Annotated in this window: 6 protein-coding genes; 1 reads left to right on the top strand and 5 read right to left on the bottom strand. The window is 71.8% G+C overall.

What is annotated here, in order from left to right; all coding sequences use genetic code 11:
- Window positions 1–271 precede the first annotated feature (271 nt).
- Window positions 272–4,921, bottom strand: coding sequence for a 3-keto-alpha-glucoside-1,2-lyase-like domain-containing protein (locus FJQ57_RS21995; RefSeq protein ID WP_139984519.1), 4,650 nt, complete (start codon window positions 4,919–4,921; stop codon window positions 272–274).
- A 204-nt stretch (window positions 4,922–5,125) separates the two neighbouring features.
- Window positions 5,126–7,297: an MMPL family transporter gene (locus tag FJQ57_RS21990; RefSeq protein WP_170219566.1), complete on the bottom strand. Its 2,172-nt coding sequence runs from the start codon at window positions 7,295–7,297 to the stop codon at window positions 5,126–5,128.
- A 162-nt stretch (window positions 7,298–7,459) separates the two neighbouring features.
- On the opposite strand from FJQ57_RS21990, the gene FJQ57_RS21985 reads away from it, so the two are divergent.
- A complete protein-coding gene (locus FJQ57_RS21985; RefSeq protein WP_170219565.1) occupies window positions 7,460–8,716 on the top strand; it encodes an ROK family protein in 1,257 nt (418 codons plus the stop codon).
- 641 nt (window positions 8,717–9,357) lie between these two features.
- On the opposite strand, the gene FJQ57_RS23475 is transcribed toward FJQ57_RS21985, so the two are convergent.
- The 3 genes from FJQ57_RS23475 to FJQ57_RS21940 form a co-directional block, all read right to left on the bottom strand.
- Complete coding sequence (locus FJQ57_RS23475) at window positions 9,358–15,987, bottom strand: ThuA domain-containing protein (RefSeq protein ID WP_139984516.1); 6,630 nt, start codon at window positions 15,985–15,987, stop codon at window positions 9,358–9,360.
- Between the two features lie 62 nt (window positions 15,988–16,049).
- The gene (locus FJQ57_RS23100; RefSeq protein ID WP_211349328.1) at window positions 16,050–24,527 is read right to left on the bottom strand and encodes a PKD domain-containing protein; all 8,478 of its coding nucleotides are present in this window, start codon (window positions 24,525–24,527) and stop codon (window positions 16,050–16,052) included.
- Window positions 24,528–24,755: 228 nt separating this feature from the next.
- A complete protein-coding gene (locus tag FJQ57_RS21940; RefSeq protein WP_246081970.1) occupies window positions 24,756–25,961 on the bottom strand; it encodes a Gfo/Idh/MocA family protein in 1,206 nt (401 codons plus the stop codon).
- Window positions 25,962–26,173 lie beyond the last annotated feature (212 nt).

The raw sequence follows: 26,173 nt of genomic DNA, 5'->3' as shown, positions 1-26,173 counted from the left end.
GATCCAGGTGATCCCCCCAGCACGCGATCTCCAGCCCGTCATACCCCCACCCCGACGCCAGACGACACACCTCCTCAAAAGGCAGATCGGCCCACTGGCCCGTGAACAACGTGATCGGACGCGGCATTGGCGGTACTCCTCAGCGGTTTTGTTGTGCTTTCGTACAAATCTACGGGTCCTGTGACCGCGACCACAAGCGGTCGGGCCCCGGGACACCTCCGGCGCGCGCCGTACGGAGTCTCGTACGACGCGCGCCGGGGGCCCTGCTGGGTCAGCGCTTCAGCGTGACCCTGGTGGTGCTCTTGCCGGCCCCGTCGAGGTTGACGACGAGGTTGGCCTTGACCTGCGGGCGCTTGGCGAGCAGGACCCGGGCCTTCTTGCCGAGCGTGACCTTGATCGTCCCGGTCTTGCCGCTCGCCACCGAGAACTTCGCGGTGCCGATCCGCTTGCCGCCCGACATCAGCTTCACCGAGCCGGAGCAGCGGACACCGACGGGCTTGCAGGTCACCTTGACCACGCCGAGGCGCCGGGCCTTGTTGGCGTCGACGACCTTCCCGCGCAGCTGCAGGACCGGCTTGGGCGCCGGCTTGGCGGTGACGACGACCTGGACGGTCGTCGCGCTCGCCGCGACCTGCTCGTCACCGGCGTAGGCGACGCTGAGGGACCGGGTGCCGACGGTGGTCAGCGGGCCGACCTTGACCGTCGCCGTGCCGTTGGCGACCGTGCCGGTGCCGACGACCTTGGTCCCGTCGGAGACCGTCACCTGGCCGGTCGGCGTGGCGCCCTCGGCGCTGACCTTGACGGCCACCGAGGTCGAGCCGCCCTGCTGCACCGACGCCGGGGTCGCCGTCGCGGTGGTCGTGGAGGCCACCGGCTCGGGGTCGACCGGCGCGTCCAGGTTCTTGATCTGGACGTTGCGGAAGTAGACGTCGTCGCCGGCGCCGTGGGTCTGCAGCCCGATGTGCGACGGCAGGTTCATCCGGTTGGGGTCGACGTCGTCGTACTCGTTGATCTTGGTGCCGTTGAGCCACACCTCGATGTGGTCACCGTCGACGATCAGCTCGTAGCTGTTCCACTCCCCGTCGGCCTTGAGGACGGCGTCGCGAGCGGCGGCGTCGGCGGCCTTGAAGTTGTAGATGGCGCCCGTGGTGCTGTCGGCGTCGTCGGTCGAGTCGATCTGGATCTCGTGGCCCGTGGTGATCGGCGCGTTCGCGTCGGTACCGGGGTTCGGGAAGCCCACGAAGATGCCCGAGTTGTCGTCGCCCGGCTTCATCCAGTCGAGCTTCAGCGAGTAGGCGTGGTCGATCGGCGTGGTGTGGTACCAGAGGCCGAACCCGCCCTCGGAGAGGACCGAGCAGTCGGTCTGGCGGACGAACGAACCGCCGCCGGCCATGGTCCAGTCGGCCATCGAGGCCCGCGTGCCGTCGTACAGCATCTCGTAGCCGGCCTCCGGCGTCGCCGGGGTGCAGCGCTCCGGAGCGACCGCGGGCTCGCCGACCACGAAGTCGTCGAAGGTCGCGACCTCGGTGCCGGTGCCGTTGTACGCCGCCAGGCCGAGCATCGGCTTGCTGATGCCGGTCAGGCCGTACGACGTGCCGTCGGGCTGGGCGCCGACGTTGACCCAGGTGGTGCCGCCGTCGACGGAGTACTGACCGCGCAGCACCTCGCCGTCGGAGACCAGCTTGAGGCGGACACCGGTCTTGTTGGCGTCGGCCGGCAGCTGCTGGATCGGGCTGTAGGCCAGGCCACCGCCGGTGATCTTGCCGAGCTCGACGACCCACCCGTTGTCGGGGTGGTTCATCACGACGAGCTTGCCGTAGTTCTGGCCGTCGCCGTAGGCCACGAGACCGGACTGGATGTAGTCGTCGGTGCCGTCGACGGCGACCGTGGTCTCGGCGGTCCAGGTGCTGTCGGCCTGCGGCGTGCGCTGCAGGACGACGTTCTGGGCGGAGGTGGTGCCACCGCTCAGGTCACCGGCGCGGGCGTTGATCTCCAGCTTGCCGCCGGCGAGGCGGTGTCCGGCGCTGACCTCGTTGAGGACGCTCCAGCGGCACCGGTCGAGCGCCGCGCCGTCGAAGGTGTCGTCGGCCGCCACGGGCGTGGTGCCGCAGTCGAGCCCGCCGGGCATGCGCACGGCGAGGTGGTCGATGTTGACGTTGCCCTCGTCGCCGGTGGCGTACTCGACGGTGACGGTGTTGTCGCCCTTGACCAGCGGCAGGGTGATGTCCTTGGTCAGCCAGGTCTTCCAGCTGCCCCCCGGCGGGAAGGCCACGCGCTGGGCGTTGTCGCCGACCCGGACCGTCATGTTCTTGGTCTGGTTGGGCTGCGGGTTGGGGCCGTTGGCGAACCGGACGGTCGTCGGGTGGTCACCGGTCTCGGCGGCGTGGACCGTCATCGTGGAGCTGGCGCCCGGGTTCCAGGTGCCGCCCATGAAGCCGGAGCCGGTGTAGCCCTCGTGCTCGGTGTCGGCCTTGGCGCCGTTGGCCAGCTCGCCCTCCTCGGCCTCGTAGACCGTGCCGGTGACCGGCGCGACCTTGAGGAAGTCGAGGTTGACGTTGCCGTCGTCGTCGGCGTCGTAGCGCATCGTGACGGTGTTCTCGCCCTTGACCAGGTCGAGCTGGAAGCGGTGGGTGCCCCACGTCTTCCAGTCCAGCGTCGAGGGCAGGGTGACCTGCTGCTCGGTGCCGTTGACGACGAGGGACACGTCCTTCGGGCCCTGGAACGGGTTGGGGCCGTTGGCGTAGCCCAGGGCCACGTCGTACCTGCCGGCCTCGTCGATGACGAGGGTGGAGGTCACCGAGGCGCCGACCTTGTCGAACCCGGCCACGAAGCCGTCACCGCTGTAGCCGGCGTGCTCGGTGTCGGTCCGGGCGCTGCCCGAGAACTCGCCGTCCTCGAGCTCGTAGAGGCCCTGGGTCGCCGGCGGGGCCGGCGGGGCGACGTAGCCCGGGAGGGCGTTGAGGGTGTACCAGACCTCGGTGCTGTAGAGCGCGTCACCGTCGGCCGAGGCGAACGGCCGCGGGGAGCGGACGTGCACGACCCGGTCGGGCTTGAGGCCCTCGACGGCGAGGGTGACCGAGGTGCCGTCGGCCGACGGGGTCGCGGAGGTGACGCTCAGCGTCTCCTCGTCGACCTTGGGGCCGCCGTACGCCGCGGTGGGCTTGTAACCCCACTGGTCGACGGAGTACTTCGAGGCCAGGTCGGTCAGGGTCGCCGCGGCGAGGGGCTCGGTGTAGGTGATCTTGAACCCGCCGTCGACGAGCTCCATCGACTTCATCTCGAACGGTGTCACGCCGGTCGGGACGAGCTTCTGCAGGCCGTAGGTGAGCTTGCCGGACTGCTCCCAGTTGCCACCGCCGCCGATGCCGCCGGTGATGATCGAGCCGTCGTCGCCCATGAGGACCTCGTTGACGCCGGCCTCGAGGCCCTGGGTGCCGCGGAACAGGGCGCCCTGGTACTCACCCTCGACCTTCTCGAGGAACGCGCGCTGCAGGCCGCCGTAGGTGACGTCGCCGATCATCATCTGGCCGGCGAAGGGACCCTTGTCGAGCAGCACCGGGGTGCTGGGCGAGTTGGCGATCTCGTTCTGGGGCATCCACAGCACCGGCTTGGTGACCGGGCTGGACTGGAACGGGCCCGCCGGGGACGTCTTGTGGTTGAAGAAGCGGCCCTGCTTGATCTGGACCAGCTTGTTGGCCGGGAGCCAGCCACCCTGGTTGTCGGTGACGAACGTGCCGCCCTCAGGCCCGAAGCCGATGCCGTTGGGGGTCCGCAGACCGCCGGCGACGATGCTCATCGCACCGGTCTTCTCGTCCAGCGTGATGCTGTTGCCGCGGATGACCTTGCCGTCGACCTGGGGCGCGGGCTGCGGGGTCGTCGTGGCGCCGCCGTAGTCGATGGCCACCGAGAGGTTGAGGTGGAACTTGCCGTCCTTGTGCAGGAGGCCGAAGGCGAACTCGTGGAAGTTGCCGCTGGTCGGCACCGTCCAGAACGCGGTCTTGGGGTCGAGGACACCGTTGCCGTCGAGGTCGGTGAACTTGCTGACCTGGCCCTTCTCGGCGACGTAGTACTCGTTCTTGCCGTCCTTGTCGACGTCGACGACGGCGACGCCCTGCGGCTCGCGCAGCTTGGAGGCCATCTCCGTCACGGTGACGCCGGCCGGGCTGGTCGCGGTCTTGACGCCCTTGAGGCGGTAGAGCTTGCCCTCGGAGGTCTGGTTGACCGGGTCGCCGGTGCCGCCCCAGGTGGTGAGGATGAGGTCGCTGCCCTCCCAGGCCATGCCGGTCACCTTGGGCTCGAACCCCGCGGGACGCAGGTCGACGACCTTGTACGCCGGGTTGACGCCGTCGAGCTGGAGGCCGTCACCCGGGCTGTCCTGGGTGCCCTCGCACTCCTTGTTGCCCGGGGAGGTCACCCGGGCGAACCCGGTCGGGGTCGACAGGGCCGACGTCGGGACCAGGGTGAAGGAGGTGTCGCCGGGCTTCTTCCACTTCAGCGTGACCTGCTCGCCACCGCCGGCCTCGAAGTGCTCGATGAACAGCTCGTGGTAGCCGGCGGTCAGCGTGACCGTGCCGGTCTTGGGCTCGGCGCCGTGGAGACCGTCGTGGTCGACGACGACCTTGCCGTCGAGCGAGAGGCGCGAGCCGTCGTCGCTGGTCAGCTCGAACTGGTAGGAGCCGGCGGTCGTCGCCTGCACCCGTCCGAGCGTGTGGCTGATGAACTTGTCGGCGAAGGCACCGGCGCCGAAGTCGCCGGCGTTCTTGAGGTCGACGACCGACTTGACGGTCTCGACGTTGGGCGTCTGGCCGTCCTTGATCGTGCACAGCTTCTGCAGGTTGTAGGGAACCTGGAAGGTGCGCACGGCCACGCCGGGCTCGTAGACGACCTCGGCGCCCGAGGCCGAGGTGGTGGTCGCGGCCATCACTCCGCCGCACAGGGCGGCGGCGAGCCCGCCCGCGAGGAGCCGTCGGGCTCCTCGCCGGGCCGGCGATGTCTGGTGCTGGGACAAAGGGGTGGTCCTCTCGGGTCATGAGACGGCGGTCACAGACCGCACCCGAGGATTATGACGACGACCACACGACTTCTGTCTAGTGCTCAGACCAAACTGGCGGCACTTATCGCAAAATCACCCCTTCGGGCGCGCCTGTCCCGACGCAACCCGGGGACGGCGCCCGCCGGCCGACCGCCCGCTCGAGGGGGCCGTCGGCGGCGCCGGCGGCACGAACGGCCGCCACCAGTTCCAGCGCCCGAGCAGCGACATCGAGGCCGGCAGCAGCAGGCCGCGGACCACGGTGACGTCGAGCAGCACGGCCACGGTCATCCCGACGCCGATCTCCTTGACCGCGACCAGCTCGGCCGTGGCGAACCCGAGGAAGACGATGCCGATGCACACAGCCGCGGCGGTGACGACCGGGCCGGTCGCGGTGATCCCGGCGAGGACCGCGCGGTCGCCGGCCGCCCGGCTGTCGTCGCGGCGACGGTCCCACTCCTCCTTGATGCGCGAGAGCAGGAAGACCTCGTAGTCCATCGACAGCCCCACGACGAAGACGAACAGCAGCAGCGGCGTGGTCAGGTCGATGGCGCCCCACGGCTCGAACCCCAGCAGCCCCGACCCCCAGCCCCACTGGAAGACCGCCACCATCACGCCGTACGTCGCCGCGAGGGTCAGCAGGTTGAGCACCACGGCCTTGGCGGGCACGACGACCGAGCCGGTGAGCAGCAGCAGGAGCACGAACGTCGCCAGCAGGACCAGCGCGACCGCGAGGGGCAGCCGGTCGACGGTGTCGTCCTTGGCGTCGACCAGCTCCGCGGCCGGCCCGCCGACCTGGAGCCGCGGCCCGTCGAGGGCGCGGACGTCGTGCACCAGTCGTTGCGCGGCCGGGCCCGCCTGGGGGCCGTCGGGGACGACGTCGACGACGGTGATCCCGTCGATGTCGTCGCGCAGGAAGACCTCGTCGGCGTCGGGCAGGGCCTTGAGGTCGGCCAGCAGCCGCTGCAGCTCCGGCACCTCCGGGTCGCCGGGGACCACCAAGGTCAGGGGCTGCTCGGCCTCCTCGAACCCGTCCTCGACCGCCTCCGCGGTCAGGCGCTCCTCGCTGCCCGGCGGCAGCGCGGAGGCGTCGGAGTTGGCCAGCTGCACCTGCAGGGCGGGGATCGCGAGCACCAGCAGGGCACCCACGGAGGCGAGGGTGACGACGAGGGGCCGGCGCTGGGCGAGCACCGTGAGCCGGGCGAGCAGGCCGGGACCCCGGCGCCGGGAGGGACGTCGCCAGACCCAGGTGCGCCGGCCGGGCGCGGGCAGGTGGGGATGGGCGACCGCGACCAGGGCCGGGACGAGCGTGAGCCCGGCCAGCGTGGCCAGCGCGACCACGAGCGCTCCGCCCAGGGCCATCGCACCCAGCAGCGGGTCGGCGAAGACCGCCAGGCCGGCCATCGCGGTCGCCACGGCCAGTCCCGACACCAGGACGGCCTTGCCGGCGGCGGCCGTCGTACGCCGCAGGAGGAGCTCGACGTCGGCCTTGCGGTCGGCGGCGCGCTCCTCCCGGAAGCGGTAGACGACCAGCAGGCTGTAGTCGACGGCCAGCCCGATGCCGAGCAGGGTGACCACGTTGACGGTGAACTCGCTGACCGTGGCGACGCCCGCCAGGGCGGTCAGGGCCAGCAGCGTGGTGGCGATGACGGCGAGGGCAGCCGCCAGGGGCAGCGCGGCGGCCCGGGCGCCACCGAGGATGAGCAGCAGCGCGACGCAGAGGAAGGCGAGCGCGACCAGCTCGCCGCGCACCGTGTCGGCGATCGCCCGCTCGGCGAAGGCCCGCTCGGACAGCAGCTCGCCGCCGACGAGCACCTCCGGCATCTCGACGCGGCGGATGTCCTCGGCGACGCGGTCGGCGACCTCGGCGGCCTCGTCCTCGTCGAGCCCGCGGTCGAGCTCGACGACCACGAGGGCGCTCTGCCGGTCGTCGCCGATGACCCCGCCCGAGGTCCAGGCGTCGTCGACCTGCACGACGCCGGGGATCTCGCGGATGTCGTACATGACCCGGCTCGCCTGGTCGACGAGGTCGGTGGCGAAGAACTCGCGACCCGACAAGACGGCCACCACCGTCTCGCCCTCGGGGTCGAGGGCGTCGAGGCGCTCCTGGACCACGCTGGACTCCAGCCCGGGCCGGGTGCCGTCGACCGGGGAGGTGCGGTCGTAGACCGAGCCGCCGAGCACGGCACCGAGGACGGTGAGTGCCGCCCAGGCGCCGAGGACCCAGCGCCGTCGGCGGGCCAGCCAGGCCCCGAGGTTCCCCAGCACGTCGTTCTCCGTCCCACTCCGCGCGGGGTGAGGCATCACCACGCTGCGGCTGGGTACGTTACCGACACCCCCTCCCGCTTTTGGCCGGCGATCGGGCAAAACTTGCACACTCCGGTGCACAAGTCGTTCCACTTTCGTCACATGCGTGGGACGATGACCGGCATGACGCAGATGCTCCCCGCCCCGGGCGTGGAGGTCGCGACCCCCGGGCACTCGGCCGCACCTCCTGGTGCCGGCGACCTGCTCAACCTGATGCTCGACGGCCAGCCGCGCACCCGCGCCGACCTGATCGAGCTCACCGGCCTGGCGCGCTCGACGGTCGCCGGCCGGATCGAGGGCCTGCTCTCGGTCGGGCTGCTGCAGCCCTCGGGCCAGAGCCGTTCCACCGGCGGCCGCCCGCCCACCCGCTTCTCGTTCAACCCGCAGGCCAAGCTGGTGCTCGCCGCCGACTTCGGCGTCACCCACGGCCGAGCCGCCCTCACCGACCTGACGGCCACCGTGCTGGCCGAGGAGGTCGCCGACCTCGACATCGCCGCCGGCCCGGAGGCCACCCTCGGGTGGCTGGTGGAGGTCGCTGACCGGCTCCTGGCCTCCGTCGGGCGCACCCGCGCCGACCTGGCCGGCGTCGGCATCGGCCTGCCCGGGCCCGTCGAGCACCAGACCGGGCGCCCGGTGAAGCCGCCGATCATGCCCGGCTGGGACGGGTTCGAGGTGAGCGCCTGGGTCGCACAGCGGCTCGGCACTCCCGTGCTCGTCGACAACGACGTCAACCTCATGGCCCTCGGCGAGCACTCCGTCGCCTACCCCCACGTCGAGCACCTGGTGTTCGTCAAGGTCGCGACCGGCATCGGCGCGGGCATCATCAGCGGCCGCCACCTCCACCGCGGCGCCCAGGGCTCCGCCGGCGACCTCGGCCACGTGCAGAGCCCCCGCGGCAGCGACGCCCTGTGCGGGTGCGGCAACTACGGCTGCCTCGAGGCCATCGCCAGCGCCCGGGCCATCGCCCTGGAGATCGACCCCGACCACCACGCCGTCGCCGACGCCAGCCGCGTCGTGCTCGAGCGCCTCGCCCGGGGCGACCGCGCCGCCGTCGCCGCCATCCGCCGCGCCGGCCGCGACATCGGCGAGACCCTCGCCTCCTGCGTGAGCCTGCTCAACCCCTCGGTCATCGTCCTCGGCGGCGCGCTCGCCGGCGGCGCCCCCAGCCTCCTGGCCGGCGTCCGCGAGGTCATCTACGCCCGCTCCCTCCCGCTCGCCACCGGCGAGCTGAGCGTCGTGCCCGCCCAGACCGGCGAGCACGCCGGCGTCATCGGCGCGGCCACCATGGCCGTCCAGCAGTTCCTGGCCCCGGCGTCGGTCAACGCGATGCTGGCCAACCCGATGGCCCACGCCGCCCACGCTGCGCACGCCCACGCCTGAGGTCCTCCGGGGCCGCTGTGGGCGGCCGCGCGCGTAGCCGATCGGGTCTCCGCGTCAAGGACGCCTGCGGCGCCGGCTCCGCCGGCCGCTTCGCGGTCCTTGACCCGGAGCCTCGCCCGATCGACTGACGGCGCGCTCAACGGCACGGGCTCCGCCCGCGCCGCCGCATGCGCGGCCGCCCCCGACTCCTGGCGCCGATCTCCCACTCCTGACGGGGAACTACCGACCAGGGGTGGGACATCCGCATCAGGAGTGGTGACGGTGCGTCACATGTGACATGTGGGGCGGGTGGCCGCGCCAGCGGCGGCGCGCCGAGCTTGCGAGGCCGCGCCGACAGCGCGCAGGTCGGCAGGTCGCGCGAGGCTCGGGGTCAAGGACCGCGAAGCGGCCGGCGGAGCCGGCGCGAGCGCAGCGAGCGTCCTTGACGCCGAGACGCGACCTGCCACGCGCGCGGCCACCCGCACCAACCCACGACCGCTGGCCACCGGTGCAGCGCAACATCACGAGGGTGCGGTCTCGAGCCAGGCCGCCCGGCACCCCAGCTCGACCACCGTGCGTTCCCACCAAGCCAACCGGCCGCCCCGAGGGGGTCTCCCCCGGGACGGCCGGTGCTCGGTGGTGCGGCGCGGTGGCGCCGACGATCAGCGACGGATGCGGAAGCTCCAGCGCTTGACGGTGCGGTTGCCGGCCGCGTCGAGGGCGACCAGGCGGACCTGGTGGCGGCCGAACGACATGGCCTTCTTCGCCGTCCAGGTCATCCGGTCCCGGGCGCCGTCGTACGTGACGCCCTTGACCCGCTTGCCGTCGACGTAGAGCACCAGGTCACGGCCCTTGACCCGCGAGGTGGCGTCGTCGACGACCGCCCCGATGGTCGGGGTGCGGTCGCGCAGGGCGCCGGTCGGGGTGACCTTGCGGATGCGCGGGCCGGTGGCGTCGACCGTCCAGGTGCGCACGGCCGGGGTGGCGTCGACGCCGCCCGCGGTGACCGCCCGGACCCGGAAGGTGTGCGACCCGTCGGCCAGGTTGCGCAGGGTCCGCGGCGACATGCACTCCGCCCAGGCCGAGCCGTCGAGCGAGCACTCGAACGTCGCCTGGCCGGCGCCCTGGCCGGTCGCGGTGAACCGGACGTCCGCGGTGCGGCTCCGGTTGACCCCCGACGGGCCCGCGGTGATGCGGGTGTCGGCCACCGGCTGCGGCGGGACGACGACCTTGGTCACCGTGACCGTCACCGTGCCGGTGTCGGTGTCGGTGCCGTCGGAGACGACGTAGTCGAAGGAGTCGGTCCCGGAGAACCCGGCGGCCGGCGTGTAGACGACCTCGCCGTCCTCGACCACGGCGGTGCCGTGGGCCGGGGCGGTCACCGAGTCGACGACCAGCACGGCGTCCTCGTCGGCGTCGGTGTCGTTGGCGAGGACGTCGATCGTGGCGACCGTGTCCTGCGCCGTCGTGGCCGTGTCGTCGACCGCGACCGGGGCGGCGTTGACCGGGTCGACCGGGTCGGGCCCGTCGAGCACGAACTCGTCGAACGAGACCTCGTCACCCTCCTGGTTGACGCCCGCGGCGAAGACGCCGAAGTCGGGCGCCACCATCGCGTTCTCGACCGTGCGCGGCATCGCGGACCAGGTGGTGCCGCCGTCGAACGAGACCGCGCCGGCGTACGACGTGCCGGTCTTGGCCAGGCGGAAGCGGACCTTGGTCAGGTCGGCCCCGGCGGGGACCGCGACCTCCGGCTGCGGGTCGCTGCCGACGATCACGTTGCCGACCTCGGAGCGGAGCTCGAACCGGTTGGGGGTCGGGCGGTCCTGGTCGGAGATGGCCACGATCTTGACGTAGTTGGCGTCGTCGCCGTAGGCCATCAGGCCGGCCTGGCTGTAGCTGCCGTCGAGGCCGGAGACGTCGGCCGTGGCCTCCATCGACCAGTCCTCGCCCGCGCGCCCGGCCGACTGCAGGACGAGGTTCGTCTTGCCGGTGCCGGTCTGGTAGATCTCGCCACGGGTCGTGGTCAGGTACAGGCGGCCGTCGGCCACCCGGTACTTCGTCGCGTCCTCGGCCACGATCGCGTCCCAGCGGCACCGGTCGAGCTCGGCGCCGTCGAAGGCGTCGTCGGCCGAGGTGGGGCCGCACGGAGCACTGGTCCGGACGGTGACCGTCGCGGTGTCGGTCAGCTCGCCGTCGCCCACCGTGTAGGTGAACGTGTCGGTCCCGGTCCAGCCGGCGTCGGGCGTGTAGCGGACGGTGCCGTCGGTGCCGACCGCGGTGGTGCCGTGCGCCGGGTCGGTGGCCGAGTCGACGGTGAGGTCGTCACCGTCGGGGTCGGTGTCGTTGGCCAGCACGTCGACGTCGACCGGGGTGCCGGTCGTGGTCGTCGCGCTGTCGTCCGCGGCGACCGGGGCGCGGTTGGCCGCGCCGGTGCCGGTGACCCGGACGTAGTCGAACGTCGCCGACTGGTCGGCCTGCTGCACGCCGAGCGAGAAGACACCGAAGTCCATGTCGGTCGTCGGGTTCGACACGGTGCCGACGGTCTGCCAGCCGCCACCGAAGTCGACCTCGCCGAGGTAGGACGTGCCGGTCTTGGTCAGCCGCAGCTTGTACGTCGACACGTTGGGCGGCACGACCACCTCGGGCTGCGGGTTGAGGATCGCCGAGCCCGACTCCGAGCGGAGCTCGACCCGGTTGATGCTCTCCGTGGGCCGGTCGACGTCGGCGATCGGGTCGAGCTTGACGTAGTTGTCGTCGTCGCCGTAGATGATCAGCCCCGCCTGGCCGTAGCCGTCGGTGTAGGTCGTGGTCAGCTGGGTCTCGATCGAGTAGTCGCTCGAGGTGTTCGACGCCGACTGCAGGATGATGTTGGTCGCGTTCGGCTCGGAGGCCGAGTCCTGGTAGAGGTCGGCCAGCGCACCCGTGATGGTCAGCCCACCGTCAGCCACCTCGTACGCCGCCGGGTCCTCGCGGACGATCGCGTTCCAGCGGCACTCCTCGAGGGAGGTGCCGTCGAACTCGTCGCTCGGGTCGGTCGAGCCGACGGTGCCGTCGGGGTCGAAGCGCACCCAGTCGAACGTCGCGTTCGGCGAGCCGGTCGCACCGCCGGAGACGGCCGCGGGACCGATCTTCGCGTCGGTGAGGGTGCTCATCGAGGCGGGGCGGCCGACCGGGTTGAAGGTCTCGCCGTCCGCCGAGTACGACGCCCGCAGGTCGGTGCCGTCGGAGGCCAGTCGCACGTAGTACGTGCCGGGGAAGTCCTGCGGGAAGGACCCGCCGACCTTGTCCTCGGCGTCGTTGCGCGCCACGCCGTCGGCCTCGTAGATGAACTCGACGTCGCGGTTGCCGCCGGCCGAGATGAGGTGGACCGAGGCCCAGTTGTCGTCGTCGGAGTAGACGCGCAGGCCGGCCTGCTCGTAGTTCTGCGACACGGCCGCGGAGACCTTGGCCGTGACGGTCCACTCGCCGTCGGGCGCCTGCTGGACGACGATGTCCTTGGCGTTCCCGCCGTTGGGCCCGTAGAGGCTGCCGGAGTCGATCGGCATGACGAGGCTGCCGTTGGTGACGGCGACCTGGCCGCTGGGCCGGATGACCTGCCACTTGCCGTCGAGCGCGGTGCCGTCGAACTCGTCGGACTGCTGGGCGCCGCAGGAGTTGAGCACCCGGATCGGCACGGTGGCCGTGCCGGTGGCGCCCTGCGGGTCCTTCGCCGTCAGGCGGGCGGTGTACGTGCCCGGCTCGGTGTAGGTCCAGCTCGGCTCGAGGTCGGTCGAGGTGTCGGTGTCGGTGCCCGGGACGCCGAAGTCCCAGGCGTAGGTGAGCTCGTCACCGTCGAAGTCCGACGCGGAGCCGGTGAAGTCGACGGTCAGCGGCGAGGTGCCCTGCGTCGGCGTGCCCATGGCCCCGACCTGCGGACGCGAGTTCAGCGAGACGCCCTTGCCGAGCGCGTCGAAGAAGTTCACGTTGAACAGGCCGGTCGCGGCCGGGTTGGTGTTGGTGAAGACCAGGAACAGCTCGTGGGAGCCGGTGCGTGCCGACTCGGCGACGTCCATCTCCGCCCACTGCCAGGTCTGCCAGCCGCCGGTGTTGGGCACCGCGACCGTGCCCGCGAGCGGACCGGTCGGGCTGTCGAGGCGGGCCTCGATGGTGCCGCCGGCGCCGGCCGAGGCGACCCGGAAGCGCAGCTTGGGCACCTGGTAGAGGCTGATCGGGCCGTAGGAGACGTGGTCACCGGCGTCGATGTTGGACACGTTGCGGGCGCCGCCCAGCGGGTCGGTCGTGGCCTCGGTGGCCACGCCCTGCTGGGTCGTCCAGTGCTCGGCCTGCTTGCGCTTGGGCTGCAGGACGATCTCGTCGCTGCCGGTCAGCGCCTGGGTGCCGCTGCCGCCCTTGTCGGTGTAGGTGGCGCTGACGACGCCGAAGATGTTGGCCGAGGCGTCGTGCCCCTCGTCCTTGATCGTCTGCAGGTCGAGCTCGCAGCCGGTGCCACCGCTGAGCGGGTGGCCGTGGGAGTCGTGGCCCAGGACGTAGTCGATCTTGACGCGGCTGCAGTCGATGGTGCCGTCCTCGGGGTCGGTCACCTCGACCTGCACCTTGACGGTGTCGCCGAACTCGAAGAACCCGCCGTCGGGCGGCATCACGATCTCCACGGTCGGCGCGGTGTTGCCGACGGTGATCGTCGCCGAGTCGGTCGCCGTGCGACCGGTGGTGTCGGTGACGGTCAGCCGGGCGTTGTAGACGCCGGTCGCGGTGTAGACGTGGGTGGCCTTGGCGGTGCTGGCGTCGGTGGTCCCGTTGCCGTCGAAGTCCCAGGCGTACGACGCGATCGAGTCACCCTCGTCGGGGTCGGTCGACCCGGTGCCGTCGAACGCGACGGTCAGCGGGGCCGTGCCGGACGTCGGAGTGGCCGCGGCGTCGGCCTGCGGCGACCGGGCGCCCTCGTTGATCGCGTTGATCTTGTAGATCGCGGAGTTCTCGTTGCCGGTGAAGTAGCCGCCGTTGCCGTAGTCGAGGACGTACAGCGAGCCGTCGGGCCCGAACTCCATGTCCATGACGGCGTACAGCGTCGAGGCGTCGAAGAACGGGTCGATGCCGGCCACGTCGCCCGCGGCGTTCATCGAGATGTCGCGGATCCACCCGCGGGTCCACTCGCCCGCGAAGAAGTGGTTGTCGAAGTACTCGGGGAACTTCACGTCCGAGTCGAGCTCGGGGTCGTAGTTGTAGACCGGGCCGGCCATCGGGCCCTCGCCGCCGCCACCGAACTCGTTGGTGGTCTTGCCGTTGTAGGTGACGTTGCCGCCGTCGTACTTGATCCAGGCGGGCTGGGCCGGCGGCAGCTGGGTCAGGCCGGTGTTGTGCGGGCTGGTGTTGACCGGGGCCGCGCAGCTGTACTTCGCGCCGGGGGTGCTGGTGGCGAAGTTGTAGGCGTTGTAGGTCTCGGCCGCGGTGTTGGTGCCCGTGCAGTAGGGCCAGCCGAAGTTGCCGGCCTGGCGGATCTGGTTGAACTCCACGATGCCGCCGGGGCCGCGGTTGGCGCTGGGGCCGCCCGCGTCGGGGCCGTACTCACCGAGGTAGACGTAGCCGGTGCGCTTGTCGACGGTCATCCGGAACGGGTTGCGGAAGCCCATGGCGTAGATCTCGGGGCGGGTCTTGCCGGCGGTGTCGGCGGCCTCTCTGAAGAGGTTGCCCTGCGGGATCGTGTAGGACTTCGCCGTCGGGTCGGGCTTGATCCGCAGCACCTTGCCGCGCAGGTCGTTGGTGTTGGCCGAGCTGCGCTGGGCGTCGTACGCCGGGTTGCGGGTCAGCCGCTCGTCGAGCGGGGCGTAGCCGTCGGAGGCGAACGGGTTGGAGTCGTCGCCGGTGGAGAGGTAGAGGTTGCCGTCGGCGTCGAAGTCGATGGCACCACCGGCGTGGCAGCAGATGCCGCGGTCGGCCTCGACCTGCAGCAGCTCCTGCTCGGTGGAGAAGTCGAGGTCGTCGCCGACCATCTTCACGCGCGTGAGCGAGTTGTGGCCGCGCCAGCGCTCCCACGTGGCGGCGTCGCCCTCGTTGGGCGCGTCGCCGGCCGGGGTGCCGAGCGGCGGCGCGTAGTAGAGGTAGACCCACCCGTCCTCGGCGAAGTTCGGGGAGACCGCGATGGACTGCAGCCCGTCCTCGTCGTGGGAGTAGATCGGCACGTCGTGCAGCAGGGACGTGTTGCCCTCGAGGTCGGTCAGGAAGATCCGGCCGTCACGGGCGTTGTGGAGCACCCGGCCGTCGGGCAGGACCGACAGGGCCATGGGCTCGCCGACCTTGTCGTCGCCCTTGACCAGGGTGATCTGGTCGAACGACGCGTCGGTCGGCGGCAGGGGGTTGCACGCGTCCGGCTCCTCGCCCGCGGCGTACTGGATGCCGCCGAGCAGGTGGTTGCGGAACAGCGGCTCGGAGAACGACGCCGCGGTGTGCCCGCCGCCGGTGTAGAAGCTGCGGCCACCCTGGAACTCCTGGTACCAGGCGATCGGGTGGTCGTCGGCGGCGGTGGTGCCGTCCTCCTCGTCGTAGGTCGACTCGTCGAGGTTGGCCAGGACCTTGATGTTGCTGTTGGACCGCGGGGAGTAGTCCGGCACGGTGGCCGGGCCGTTGCCCCCGACGTACGGCAGCGAGCCGCCGGAGAAGGTGCCCTCGGTGGGCTGGAAGTTGTACCACTCGTCGGTGCGCGTCCACTTCTGCGGCAGGGCGCAGGAGGAGATGTGGTCGCGGGTCTCGACCCGCACGTCGGCGGTGGGCGTGCCGGCGGGGTGGTTGCGGAAGTAGGCGCCGACCAGCTTGCCGTACCAGGGCCAGGTGTACTCCGTGTCGGAGGCCGCGTGCACGCCGACGTAGCCGCCGCCGCCCTTGATGTAGTCCTCGAACGCGGTCTGCTGGCTGGCGTTGAGCACGTCACCCGTGGTGGAGAGCCAGACCACGGCCTCGTACTGGGCCAGGTTGGCGGCCGTGAAGACCGCCGGGTCCTCCGACGCGGTGACCGAGAAGTTCTCCTGCGCGCCGAGGCGCTGGACGGCCTGCACGCCCGCCGGGATGGAGTCGTGGCGGAAGCCCGCGGTCCTGGAGAAGACCAGGACGTCGTAGTCGGGGACGGCGACGGCCTGGGCGACCTTCGGCATCACGTACGGCGCCACGTCGGGCGCCCCCGCCGCCGGCGCACCGGCGGCGGGGTCGGCGGCGGCCATCGTGCCGCCGGTGACGGCGACGGCCGCCAGCCCGGCGACGGCTGCCCGGAGGCGGCGCGCCGCGGGCACACGGAGACTTCTCATGCGTGTCCTGCTCTCTCGTGGAAGAGGGGTGGAGGTGTGGAGGGTGGGGTGGTGCGGTCCGGTCAGCGCCGGACGGTGAACCGCCACTGGGTGACGGTGCGGTGGCCGGCGGCGTCGACGACGACGACGCGGACCGTGTGCCGGCCGGCGGCCATCCGCTTGCCCGGCGTCCAGGTGAGGCGGCCGGTGCTCGCGTTCCAGCGGAACCCGGGCTTGACCTCGCCGTCGACGCGGAGGGTCACCTGGGAGCGACCGATGCGCTGCCCGCTGTCGGCCACGGTGGCCTTGACGGTGGGCGTGCGGTCGCGGGTGGACCCCTTCGGTCCGGTCGTGCGCACCGTGGGCTTGCGGGTGTCGACCCGCCAGGTGCGGACCACCGGGGTGGCGTCCTTGTTGCCGGCCGCGTCGACCGCCCGCACGAGCAGCCGGTAGCTGCCGTCGCGCAGGTCGCGGTAGGTCAGCGTCGCCGCGCAGGGCCGGTACGCCGCCCCGTCGAGGCTGCACTCGAAGGTGCTGCCGGCCTCGGTGGAGCCGAGGCGGAACGTGGCGTTCCGGCTGCGGGTGACCCCGGAGGGGCCGGCCACCACGCGGGTGTCGGGCGCCTGCGTGTCGGGGGTCTCCGGCTCGTCACCCTCGGTGACGACGACGCGGACCGTGGCCGTGGCGCTCGGGTGCTCGCCCTCGTGCTCGCCGTCGTGGCGGGCGTGCCCGGCGTGGCCGTCGTGCCCGTCGTGGCCGCCACCGCCGGCGGCCGGGTGCGGGCCGGCGTGGGTGACCGTGACGACGGCGTCGTAGGTGCCGGCCTCGGTGTAGGTGTGCTCGGGCGCGGCGCCGGTGCCGGTGGTGCCGTCCCCGAAGTCCCACTCGTAGGTGAGCTTGTCGTCCTCGACCGGGGCGAAGTCGGCGCAGGCGATCCGACCGGCGCCCATGTCGGGCTGGTGGACGACGAGCGAGACGGCCTTGTCGCCGGCGCGCTGCGGGTCGGTCACCGCGACCGAGGCCTTGCCCTCGGCGTCGGAGGTGAAGGTCAGCCAGATCTCGTTGGCCTCCTCGAACGGCTTGGTCTCGTCGAAGCGGTAGTGCGCCCCGCCGTTCTGGTCGGCGCACGACTTCTCGTGCACGTGCACCATGTGCGTCGAGCTCGGCTTGACGCCCGACAGCTCCAGGAAGGTGTCGGTCGAGGCACCCCAGCGGGTCATCGTGGTCGTGCCCTCGACGTCGTCCCAGACCCCCGTGCCGTTGGCGAAGACCTCGAGGTCACCGCCGACGGTGGTCGGCTGCGAGACCTCGGTGCCGAAGCTGACGGGCAGCGGGGCCTTGCCGGTGGACGGCGCAGCGCTCGCGGACAGCTCGATCTCGCGGACCGGCTCCTCCGGCTCGGGGTCGACCGGGGGCTCGCCACCGACGACGATCCGGAACGTCCGCTTGCCGGTGTTGCCGGCGGGGTCGGTCGCGCTGAACGTGGCCGAGTAGGTGCCGGGCCGGGTGTAGGTGTGGTTGCCCCGGGTGCCGTCGACGATGTTGGTCGCGGTGCCGGGGTCCCCGAAGTCCCACCGGTACGTCATGTCGTCGCCCTGGGGATCCTCGGCGCTCGCGGTCCCCGTGACGTTCAGCGGGGCGTCGCCGGCCTGGGTGCTGACCCCGGCCCGCACGAGCGGGGCCTGGCCGCCGGTGACGGTGACCTCGAACTCGCGCTTGAGCTCGCCGCCCCTGCCATCCTTGACGGTCAGCGTCGGCCAGTAGCGGCCGGGCTGGGTGTAGGAGTGGTGGGCGTGGTCGGCGGTGCTGCCGGCCGTGCCGTCCCCGAAGTCCCAGGCGTAGGTGAGGGTGTCACCGTCGGCGTCGCTGGCGCGGGCCTCGAAGTGCACGTAGAGGGGCGCGGCACCGGTCTTGGGGTCGACCAGCGGGTCGGCCGTCGGCGGCGTGTTGACCGGCGGCTCGGTGTCGCCCTCCTCGACCACGACCGTGCCGGTCATGGTCGTGCCGTGGATGACGCACACGTACTCGTAGGTGCCGGGCTTGGTGAACGTGTAGCGCACCGGCGTGCCGTTGGGGTCGCGGTACTCCTGCAGCGGCGGGCTCCACGGGGTCGAGCCGGCCTTGTCGACCGAGGTCAGGTCGTGGCTCATCGTCGCGCGGTCGAACTGCCACTCCACGGTGTCGCCGACCTGGATGGTCACCTCGGAGGTCCCGGTGTCCTCGGAGACCCACTTGTTGGAGACCGGGTTGGTCTCGTCGACGGCGTCGACGATCCAGGTGCGGCCCTGCTGGGCCCCGTCGACGACGATCTCGACCGTGTCGGTGCCCGTGGCGCCGGACGGGTCGGTCGCGGTGACCGTGGCGGTGTAGGTGCCGGCCTCGGTGTAGGTGTGGCTGACCGCCTCGCCGGTGGGCGTGCCGCCCTCGACGGGCCCGGCACCGAAGTCCCAGGTGTAGACGAGCTCGTCGCCGTCGGCGTCGGTGCCCGTGGCGGTGAAGTCGACCTCGAGCGGCGCGGTGCCGGTGGTCGGGGTGGCCGTGGCGGTCACCTCGGGGGCGGTGTTGTCGGCGCACTCGCGCTCGGGGGCCGCGGCGTACCAGTCGAAGTGGGCCGTGGCGACGGTGCCGCCGGGGCCGCGCAGGGCGTACGGGCCGACGAAGCTCCCCGGACCGAAGCCGGCGCGGTCGTCGCCGGCGGTCTCCCAGGTCGTGCCGTCGACGGAGTACTCGCCGCGGAAGGTCTCGCCGTCCGCCGTGGAGAACCGCAGGTAGACGGTCTCGGGGAAGTCACCCGGCAGGAACGGGCCGCCGAAGCCGCCGCCCGGGCCGGAGTGCCAGTTGCCCGAGAAGTCGTTGTTCGTCCCGTCGTTGCGCAGGAACTCGACCCAGCGGTTGCCGCCGCCCTTGTTGACGAAGGCGAGCTTGAGGTAGCCGCCGCCGGTCGGGTTGTGCATGACCAGGCCGGCCTGCTGGCCCTCCGCCGTCGAGGCGAGCGTCATCTTGGTGACGGCCGTGTAGCCGCCGCTGGGCAGGCTCTGCAGGACCAGGTTGGGCGAGCCCTCGGTGAGCTCACCGGGACCGGTCTGCAGCGAGAGCCGACCGTCGGCGACCTGGTAGAGGTCCTTGTCCTCGCGCAGGATCCCGTCCCAGCGCTGCGGGTCGAGCGCCGCCGCGAAGTCGTCGCTGCGCGAGCACGACGTCACCGTCGGCTCGACCGCCGGGACCTCGGGGTAGACCTGCACGGGCTCGCCGCCGAAGCGGACGTAGTCGTAGGACGCCACGGGGGCCTCGGTCGCGCCGCCCCGCAGGGCCATGACGCCGACCCGCGGCTTGGTGATGCCCGCGAGGGCGCGCTTGGTGCCGACCTGGGTGAACTCCTCGCCGTCGAGGGAGTAGGCGCCGGTCAGGTCCGTGCCGTCGGAGGACATCCGCAGCCAGAACGTGGTCGGGAAGTCCGCGGGCAGGAACGGTCCGTCGAAGCTCGCGCCGCCAGTGTTCCAGTCACCGTTGAAGTCGAAGCTGTTGTTGGGGTTGCTGGACTTCAGGAACTCGATCCACTCGTTGCCCGCGGTGCTCTTGCGGACGAACATCAGCTTGGCGAACCCGGAGCTGCCCTCGCCGGCCAGCACGAGGCCGGCCTGCTGGCCCTCCTGGGTCGGGTCGAAGGTCACCTTGGTCGTGACCTCCCACTCCCCCTCGGGAGCGGCCTGGGTGATGACGTTGGGGGTGCTGTTGTACTCCCCGGGGCCGGCGGTCAGCTCGAGCGCGCCGCCGGTGACGTCGTACAGGCTGTCGTCGGCGCGGCGCACGCCCCAGTGGCAGTTGTCGAGGAGCTCGGTGCCGTCGAACTCGTCGGAGCGGCGCGGCTGGTCGCACGGGGGCTCCTCGCCCGGCGCGGTCGCGCTGATTGCGAAGACGTGCAGCTTGGCGTCGACCGGCAGCGTGATGCTGGCCAGGTCCTTGTCCTGCACGGGGAGCGACTGCGCCCACAGGTAGACCCGGGGGCTGGTGTCGCCGCCGCTGTTGTGGCGGTGGGGCATGTCGACCGCGGTGGTCTCGCCGAACTTGGGCGAGACGGCCCAGTCGGTGAAGCGCAGCTGCGCGGTCGAGGTGCTGCCGTCGGCGTAGGTGATGGTGACGGGCTGGTCGACGTCGCCGTTGTGGGCGGAGCCGAGGATGCTCAGACCGGTGTAGCGGCCGGTGGGCAGCGGGATGGTCTGGCCGTTGGCCTCGACGTTGTTCCTCCGGCCGTCGGCCGGGCTCGGGAACTCGAAGTCGACGCCGTCGACGACGAGCGAGCCGCCGTTGTCGCGCACGGCCGCCGGCAGGGTCTCCGCGGCGAAGGCCCAGCCGCCGCCGTCGAAGTTGCCGTCACCGGGGTTGGCGTGGGTCGAGATGCCGTCGTTGTTGAAGAACGGCGCCAGGTCGGCGACCGCGCGGCACACGCCGGACTCGAGGGCCCGGACCCGCACGGACGTGGCGCCGGTGTTGCCGTCGGGGTCGGTCACCGTCAGCGTCGCGGTGTAGGTGCCCGGGGTGGCGTAGGTGTACGACGGGCTGGCCTCGCTGGAGGTGTCTGCGGTGTCGCCGTCGACCCCGAAGTCCCAGGCGTAGGTGACGGCCTGGCCCTGCGGGTCGGTGGCGGTGCCGGTGAAGGCGACCTGCAGCGGCGCGAGGCCACAGCTGGGCGACGCCGTGGCGACCGGCACCGGGTCGGCGAGCACGGTCACGGCCTTGGCCGCCACGGACTGGCCGCGGTTGCCCTTGGCGTCGATCGGGATCGCGCCGGCGGTGTAGGCGCCCTTGGCGGTGTAGGTGTGCTTGATCGTCGCGCCACCGATGACGCTCGGCGAGCCGTCGCCGAAGTCCCACTCGTAGGTCAGGGCGTCGCCCTGCCGGTCGATGCCGGCGGCGGTGTAGGTCACCTCGAGCGGCGCGGCGCCGCGCAGCGGGGTGGCGGTGACGGTGTTGACGAAGGGCTCCTCGACCTGGAGCTCCCGGATCTGGACGTTGCGGAAGCTCACGGTGTCGGACGCGCCGTGGTTCTGCAGGCCGACGTAGCCGGTGGTGCCGCGCGAGCCGTCAGAGGTCCAGGTGTTCACGACCTTGCCGTTGAGCGTCATCGTGTAGGTCTGGCCGACGACCTTGATCTCGTAGTCGTTCCACTCACCGGAGGGCTTGGCGTTGCGCGCGTCCTCGCGGTCGAAGTTGTAGACCGAGCCGGTCTTCTGGGGCTCGTCGTTCGGCTGCCCCTCCTTGATCTGGATCTCGTGGCCCCGGTCGACCGCGACGAACGGGTCGTTGCCCGGGTCGGGGAAGCGGGTGAACACGCCCGAGTTGTCGGCGTCCTTGCTCGTCTTGTACTGCAGCTTGAGCGAGTAGTCGGCGAACTGCTTGGTGGTGTTCCACAGCAGGCCGAGACCGCCGACCGAGGTCAGGGTGCAGTCCTCGACGGTGAACCCGCCCGGACCGGACTGCTTCCAGCCGGTGAGGTCGCGGCCGTTGAAGAGCATCGTGTAGCCGGCGTCGGGCACCGGCGCCGTCGTGCAGGCGCGGCGCACGACGACCTGGACGGTCTTGCCGCTGCTCTTGCCGCTGGGGTCCTTGGCCGTGACGGTGGCGGTGTAGGTGCCGGGCGCGGCGTAGGTGTAGGACACCGCCTGGCCGGTGGCGGTGTCGGCGGTGGTGCCGGCGACGCCGAAGTCCCAGGTGTAGGTGATCGCGTCGCCGTCGTTGTCGGTGGCCGCGGCGGCGAAGTCGACCTTGAGCGGCGCGGCGCCGTCGGCCGGGGTGGCGGTCGCGCTGGTGACGAACGGCGCCACGTCGGAGGCGATGCCGTCACCGGTGAAGCGGACCTCGTCGAAGTTCATCTCCCCGTTGCCGGTGTAGACGAAGAACAGCGGCTTGCCGCCGGCGTCGGCCGCGCGGCTGGTGATCTCGCCGCTGACCGTCTTGTAGTAGTAGAGGCCCTGCGTCCCGCCGTCGAGCGGGATGCGGGCGACGACGGTGCCGTTGCTGGCACCGGCGCGGACCTCGATGGCCGCACCCGCGGCGGGCGAGCCGGAGTAGGTCACGGCGATCGAGCGCATGCCGGCCAGGCTCATCGGGTTGTAGGAGATGTGGTTCCCGTTGCCCATCCCGGTGATGATGCCGCCGGCGCCGGGCCGCGTGCCCGACTTGTCGTCGTACCCGGTCTCGTTGACGCCGGAGCGGCCGTTGGCGTGCTCGGCCTGCTTGCGCTTGGGCTGCAGGGTGATGAGGTCGCGGCCGACGAGCGGGCCGTTGGTGCCGGCGTTGCCGCCGCGGTCGGTGTAGGTCGCGGCCAGCTGGCCGTAGATGTTGGCGTCCTCGCCGTGGTCGGTGTCGAGCGACATCGTCATCGTGCCCGCGCAGCCGAACGTGCTCTGGAGCGGGTGGGCGTGGACGTCGTGGCCCAGGCCCTCGGAGACCTCGACCTTGGTGCAGTCGACCTGGCCGTCCTCCTTGTCGGAGACCTTGACGTCGTACTTCACCTTGTTGCCGGGGGCGAAGAAGCCGCCGTCGATCGGTGCGGTGATGTCGACGACGGGCCGGGTGTTGCCGACGTTGACGACGACCGCGCCGGTGGCGGACTTGCCGGTGGAGTCGGTGACCTTGAGCGTGGCGGAGTAGTCGCCGGCCTTGGCGTACTGGTGCGAGGGGTTAGGCTGGGTCGAGGTGCCGCCGTCACCGAAGTCCCAGGCGTAGGTCAGCGTGCCGCCGTCGGGGTCGCTGGTTCCGGCGCTGGAGAAGGCCACGGTGAGCGGGGTGCCGCCCTCGGAGGGGGTGGCAGCGACCTTGACCTGCGGGGCGGAGCCGTTGACGGCGTAGTCGACGCGGACGAGCTTGGTGTCGGGCGAGCCGGAGAAGAAGCCGGAGCCGTACTCGAGGACGTAGAGCGAGCCGTCGGGCCCGAACTCCATGTCGCCGGGGGCGTAGAAACCGGTCATGAAGGGCTTGATCGCGGCGATGGAGCCGTCCGCGTTGGTGCGGACCTCCTTGATCCAGCCGCGGCTCATCTCGGAGATGAAGACCGAGCCCTCGTAGTACGCCGGGAACGCGGTGTCCTTCGCGGCCTTGTTGCGCGACTGACGGTAGACCTGCGCGCCGGTCGGGGTGGAACCCTCGACCTCGGGGTACTTGAACGGGGCCGAGGTGGAGTAGGGGATCCAGGCGTCGGTCATCGGCGGCAGGTCGACGAGGCCGGTGTTGTTGGGCGAGTCGTTGACGCCCTTCATGCCCGTCGGGTCGTTGCACGGGAAGCGCTTGAGCGAGCCGTCGGCGTTGGTCTTGGCCCGGTTGGCGGTGAAGTCCCAGTCGACGTAGGCGCCGCCGAAGTCCTGCTTGGCCAGGTCGTCGCCGACCTCGCCGCCGCAGTAGGGCCAGCCGCCGTTCATGGCCTCGGTGGTGCGGTTGAACTCCTCCTGGTGGCGCGGGCCGCGGCCCGGGTCGTTGCTGCGCGAGTCGGGGCCGACCTCACCCCAGTAGACGGCCTTGGACTCCGGGTCGGTGCCGAGGCGGTAGGGGTTGCGCAGGCCCATGACGTAGATCTCGGGCCGGGTCTTGGCCGCGTCGGCGCTCGGGTACTTCGCGGTGGCGTACTTGCCGCCCTCGCCGAACAGGTTGCCGTCGGGGATGTCGTAGGACATGCCCGGGCTGCTCTCGACGGGGTCCTCGTCGCCGAGGTCGTCGGCGCGGGGGATGATCCGCAGCATCTTGCCGCGCAGGTCGTTGGTGTTGCCGGCGGAGTCCTGGGCGTCGTAGTCGTTGCGGCCGGAGCGCTCGTCGTGCGGCGAGAACCCGCCGTTGTCCGAGGACGAGGTGTTGTCACCGGTGGTCAGGTGCAGGACGCCCTGGCCGTCGAACTGCAGCGAGCCGGCGGAGTGGCAGCAGATGTTGCGCTGGGTGCCGACGTGCAGGAGGACCTTCTCGGAGGACTTGTCGATCGAGACCTGGCCGGTGGTGGCGTCCTCGGTGAGGGTCAGGCGCGAGAGGCGGTTGGCGTTGAGCGCCTTGGGCAGCGGGGCGTAGTAGACGTAGAGGTGCTTGCTGGTGGCGAAGTCGGGGGCCAGCGTGATGCCGAGGCCGCCGTCCTCCAGGCCGCTCCAGACGCTCAGCTGGGTGCCGAGCATGATGATCTCGATTGACCCGTCCGTGGGGTCGTACATCTGGATGTCGCCGGCCCGGGTGATGAAGAAGACCCGCCCGTCGGGGGCCACCGTCAGCTCCATCGCCTCGCCCAGGGTGTTGCCCTGGCCGAGCACGACCTTCTGGAACTTGGTGAGGTCCGGCGGGTCCGCCGCGGCCACGGCGCCGGCGTCGGCGACGGCTGCGACGTCGGCGGCGACGTCGGCGGCCTGGTCGACCTGCACCGCGGGTGCGGCGTCGGCGGGCGCGGCCGGGGCGGCCTGCGCCGGGGCCGTGAGGCCGAACAGGCCCCCGACCAGGGCGACCACCAGCGCGACGGCCAGGCTGCGGCGCTCGGGGCTCGAGGAGGGACGGGGGGAGCGTGTCCGCTCCGAGACCACCGGGTGGTGCGACATGCGCATCGGCCTTTCGGGTGTGCCGGCGGTCGGACGTCCGCCGTGGCGAGCGTCACACTAGGGACGACCTTTTAACGGCGTCAATACACAAGTCCCGGGAGTTTTGGGCACTGGTGCTACCGAGGTCGTGTGACCGAACTGCCGAACTCCGGGCATGCCTCGGACCCGGCACGCGGGTCGCGTACCGGGTCCGGGGTGCCCCGTGGTGGAGGGGTCGGGGAGGAGGCCCTAGTCGGGGATCTCCTGCCAGCTGCGGGTGTCGCTGCTGGTCTCGACCGCGCCGAGGACGCGCTGGACGCGCAGGCCGTCAGCGAAGGTCGGGGTGGGGTCGGTGCCCGCCGCGATGGCGGTCACGAGGTCGACGGCCTGGTGGGTGAAGCCGTGCTCGTAGCCGAGGCCGTGGCCCGGGGGCCACCAGGCGCCGACGTACGGGTGCGTCGCCTCGGTGACGAGGATGCGCCGGAAGCCGGCCGTCTCGGCGGGCTCGGTGGCGTCGTAGAAGTGCAGGACGTTCATGTCCTCGAAGTCGAAGGCCAGGCTGCCGGCCGAGCCGTTGAGCTCGATGCGGATGGCGTTCTTGCGGCCGGTGGCGAAGCGGGTGGCCTCGAAGACCCCGGCCGCTCCCCCGCGGAAGCGGGCCAGGAACATGGCCGCGTCGTCGACGGTGACCTGGCCGCGCTCGGGGCCCCCGGACGACGCACCGGACAGGCCGGCGTGCTCGGCGGCGAGCGGGCGCTCCTTGACGAAGGTCTCGAGCTGGCCGGACACCTCGGTGATGTCGTCGCCGAGGACGTGCTGGGTGAGGTCGATGATGTGGGCGCCGATGTCGCCCAGGGCGCCGCTGCCCGCCTTCTCCTTGTCCAGGCGCCACGACATCGGGGCCTCGGGGTCGGCGATCCAGTCCTGGAGGTACTGCGCGCGGACGTGGCGCACGTCGCCCAGGCGGCCCTCGGCGACCATCTGGCGGGCCAGGGCGATCGCGGGGACGCGGCGGTAGGTGAACCCGACCATCGCGCGGACGCCGCGGGTCGCGGCCTCCTCGGCGGCGCGGGTCATCTCCTCGGCCTCGGCGACGGTGTTGGCCAGCGGCTTCTCGCACAGGACGTGCTTGCCGGCGGCGAGCGCCGCGATGGCGATCTCGGCGTGGGAGTCACCGGGCGTGCAGATGTCGACCAGGTCGACGTCGTCGCGGGTGACCAGGTGGCGCCAGTCGGTGTCGCAGTCGTTCCACCCCATCCGTTCGGCCGCGGCCGACGTGCGGGCGGCGTCACGACCACCGAGGACCTGCATGACCGGGCGGAGCGGGAGGTCGAAGAACCGGCCGGCCGAGCGCCACGCCTGGGAGTGGGCGGCGCCCATGAAGGCGTGACCGACCATGGCGACGTTGAGGCGACCGGACCGGTCGGGGTGGATGGTGGTCATCGAGAGCTCCATTGCGTCGGAACGTACCCCTCCGGGCCGCGCAGGTGCGCGGCCCGGAGCGGCGGTGTCAGGTGGTGCGGGTCAGGACATGAACGCGGACGGGAGGTACTGGTCGACGTTCTCGGAGGTCACGACCGGGGCGAACAGCTGCACCGTGCGGGGGACCTCGACCTCGACCAGGTCGTCGATGGCCTTGTCCTGGGCCAGCAGCCGGGCCAGCTTGA

Origin of the sequence: Nocardioides litoris, assembly GCF_006346315.1 — a bacterium.
Classification (GTDB): Bacteria; Actinomycetota; Actinomycetes; order Propionibacteriales; family Nocardioidaceae; genus Nocardioides; species Nocardioides litoris.
This window is presented reverse-complemented; position numbering and strand designations above follow the sequence as displayed.

Bases quoted from the DNA above. Each gene is read 5' to 3' on its own strand.
- FJQ57_RS23475 (WP_139984516.1), bottom strand. From the start codon at position 15,987: ATGAGAAGTCTCCGTGTGCCCGCGGCGCGCCGCCTCCGGGCAGCCGTC.
- FJQ57_RS21985 (WP_170219565.1), top strand. From the start codon at position 7,460: ATGACGCAGATGCTCCCCGCCCCGGGCGTGGAGGTCGCGACCCCCGGG.
- FJQ57_RS21940 (WP_246081970.1), bottom strand. From the start codon at position 25,961: ATGGAGCTCTCGATGACCACCATCCACCCCGACCGGTCCGGTCGCCTC.
- FJQ57_RS23100 (WP_211349328.1), bottom strand. From the start codon at position 24,527: ATGTCGCACCACCCGGTGGTCTCGGAGCGGACACGCTCCCCCCGTCCC.
- FJQ57_RS21995 (WP_139984519.1), bottom strand. From the start codon at position 4,921: ATGGCCGCGACCACCACCTCGGCCTCGGGCGCCGAGGTCGTCTACGAG.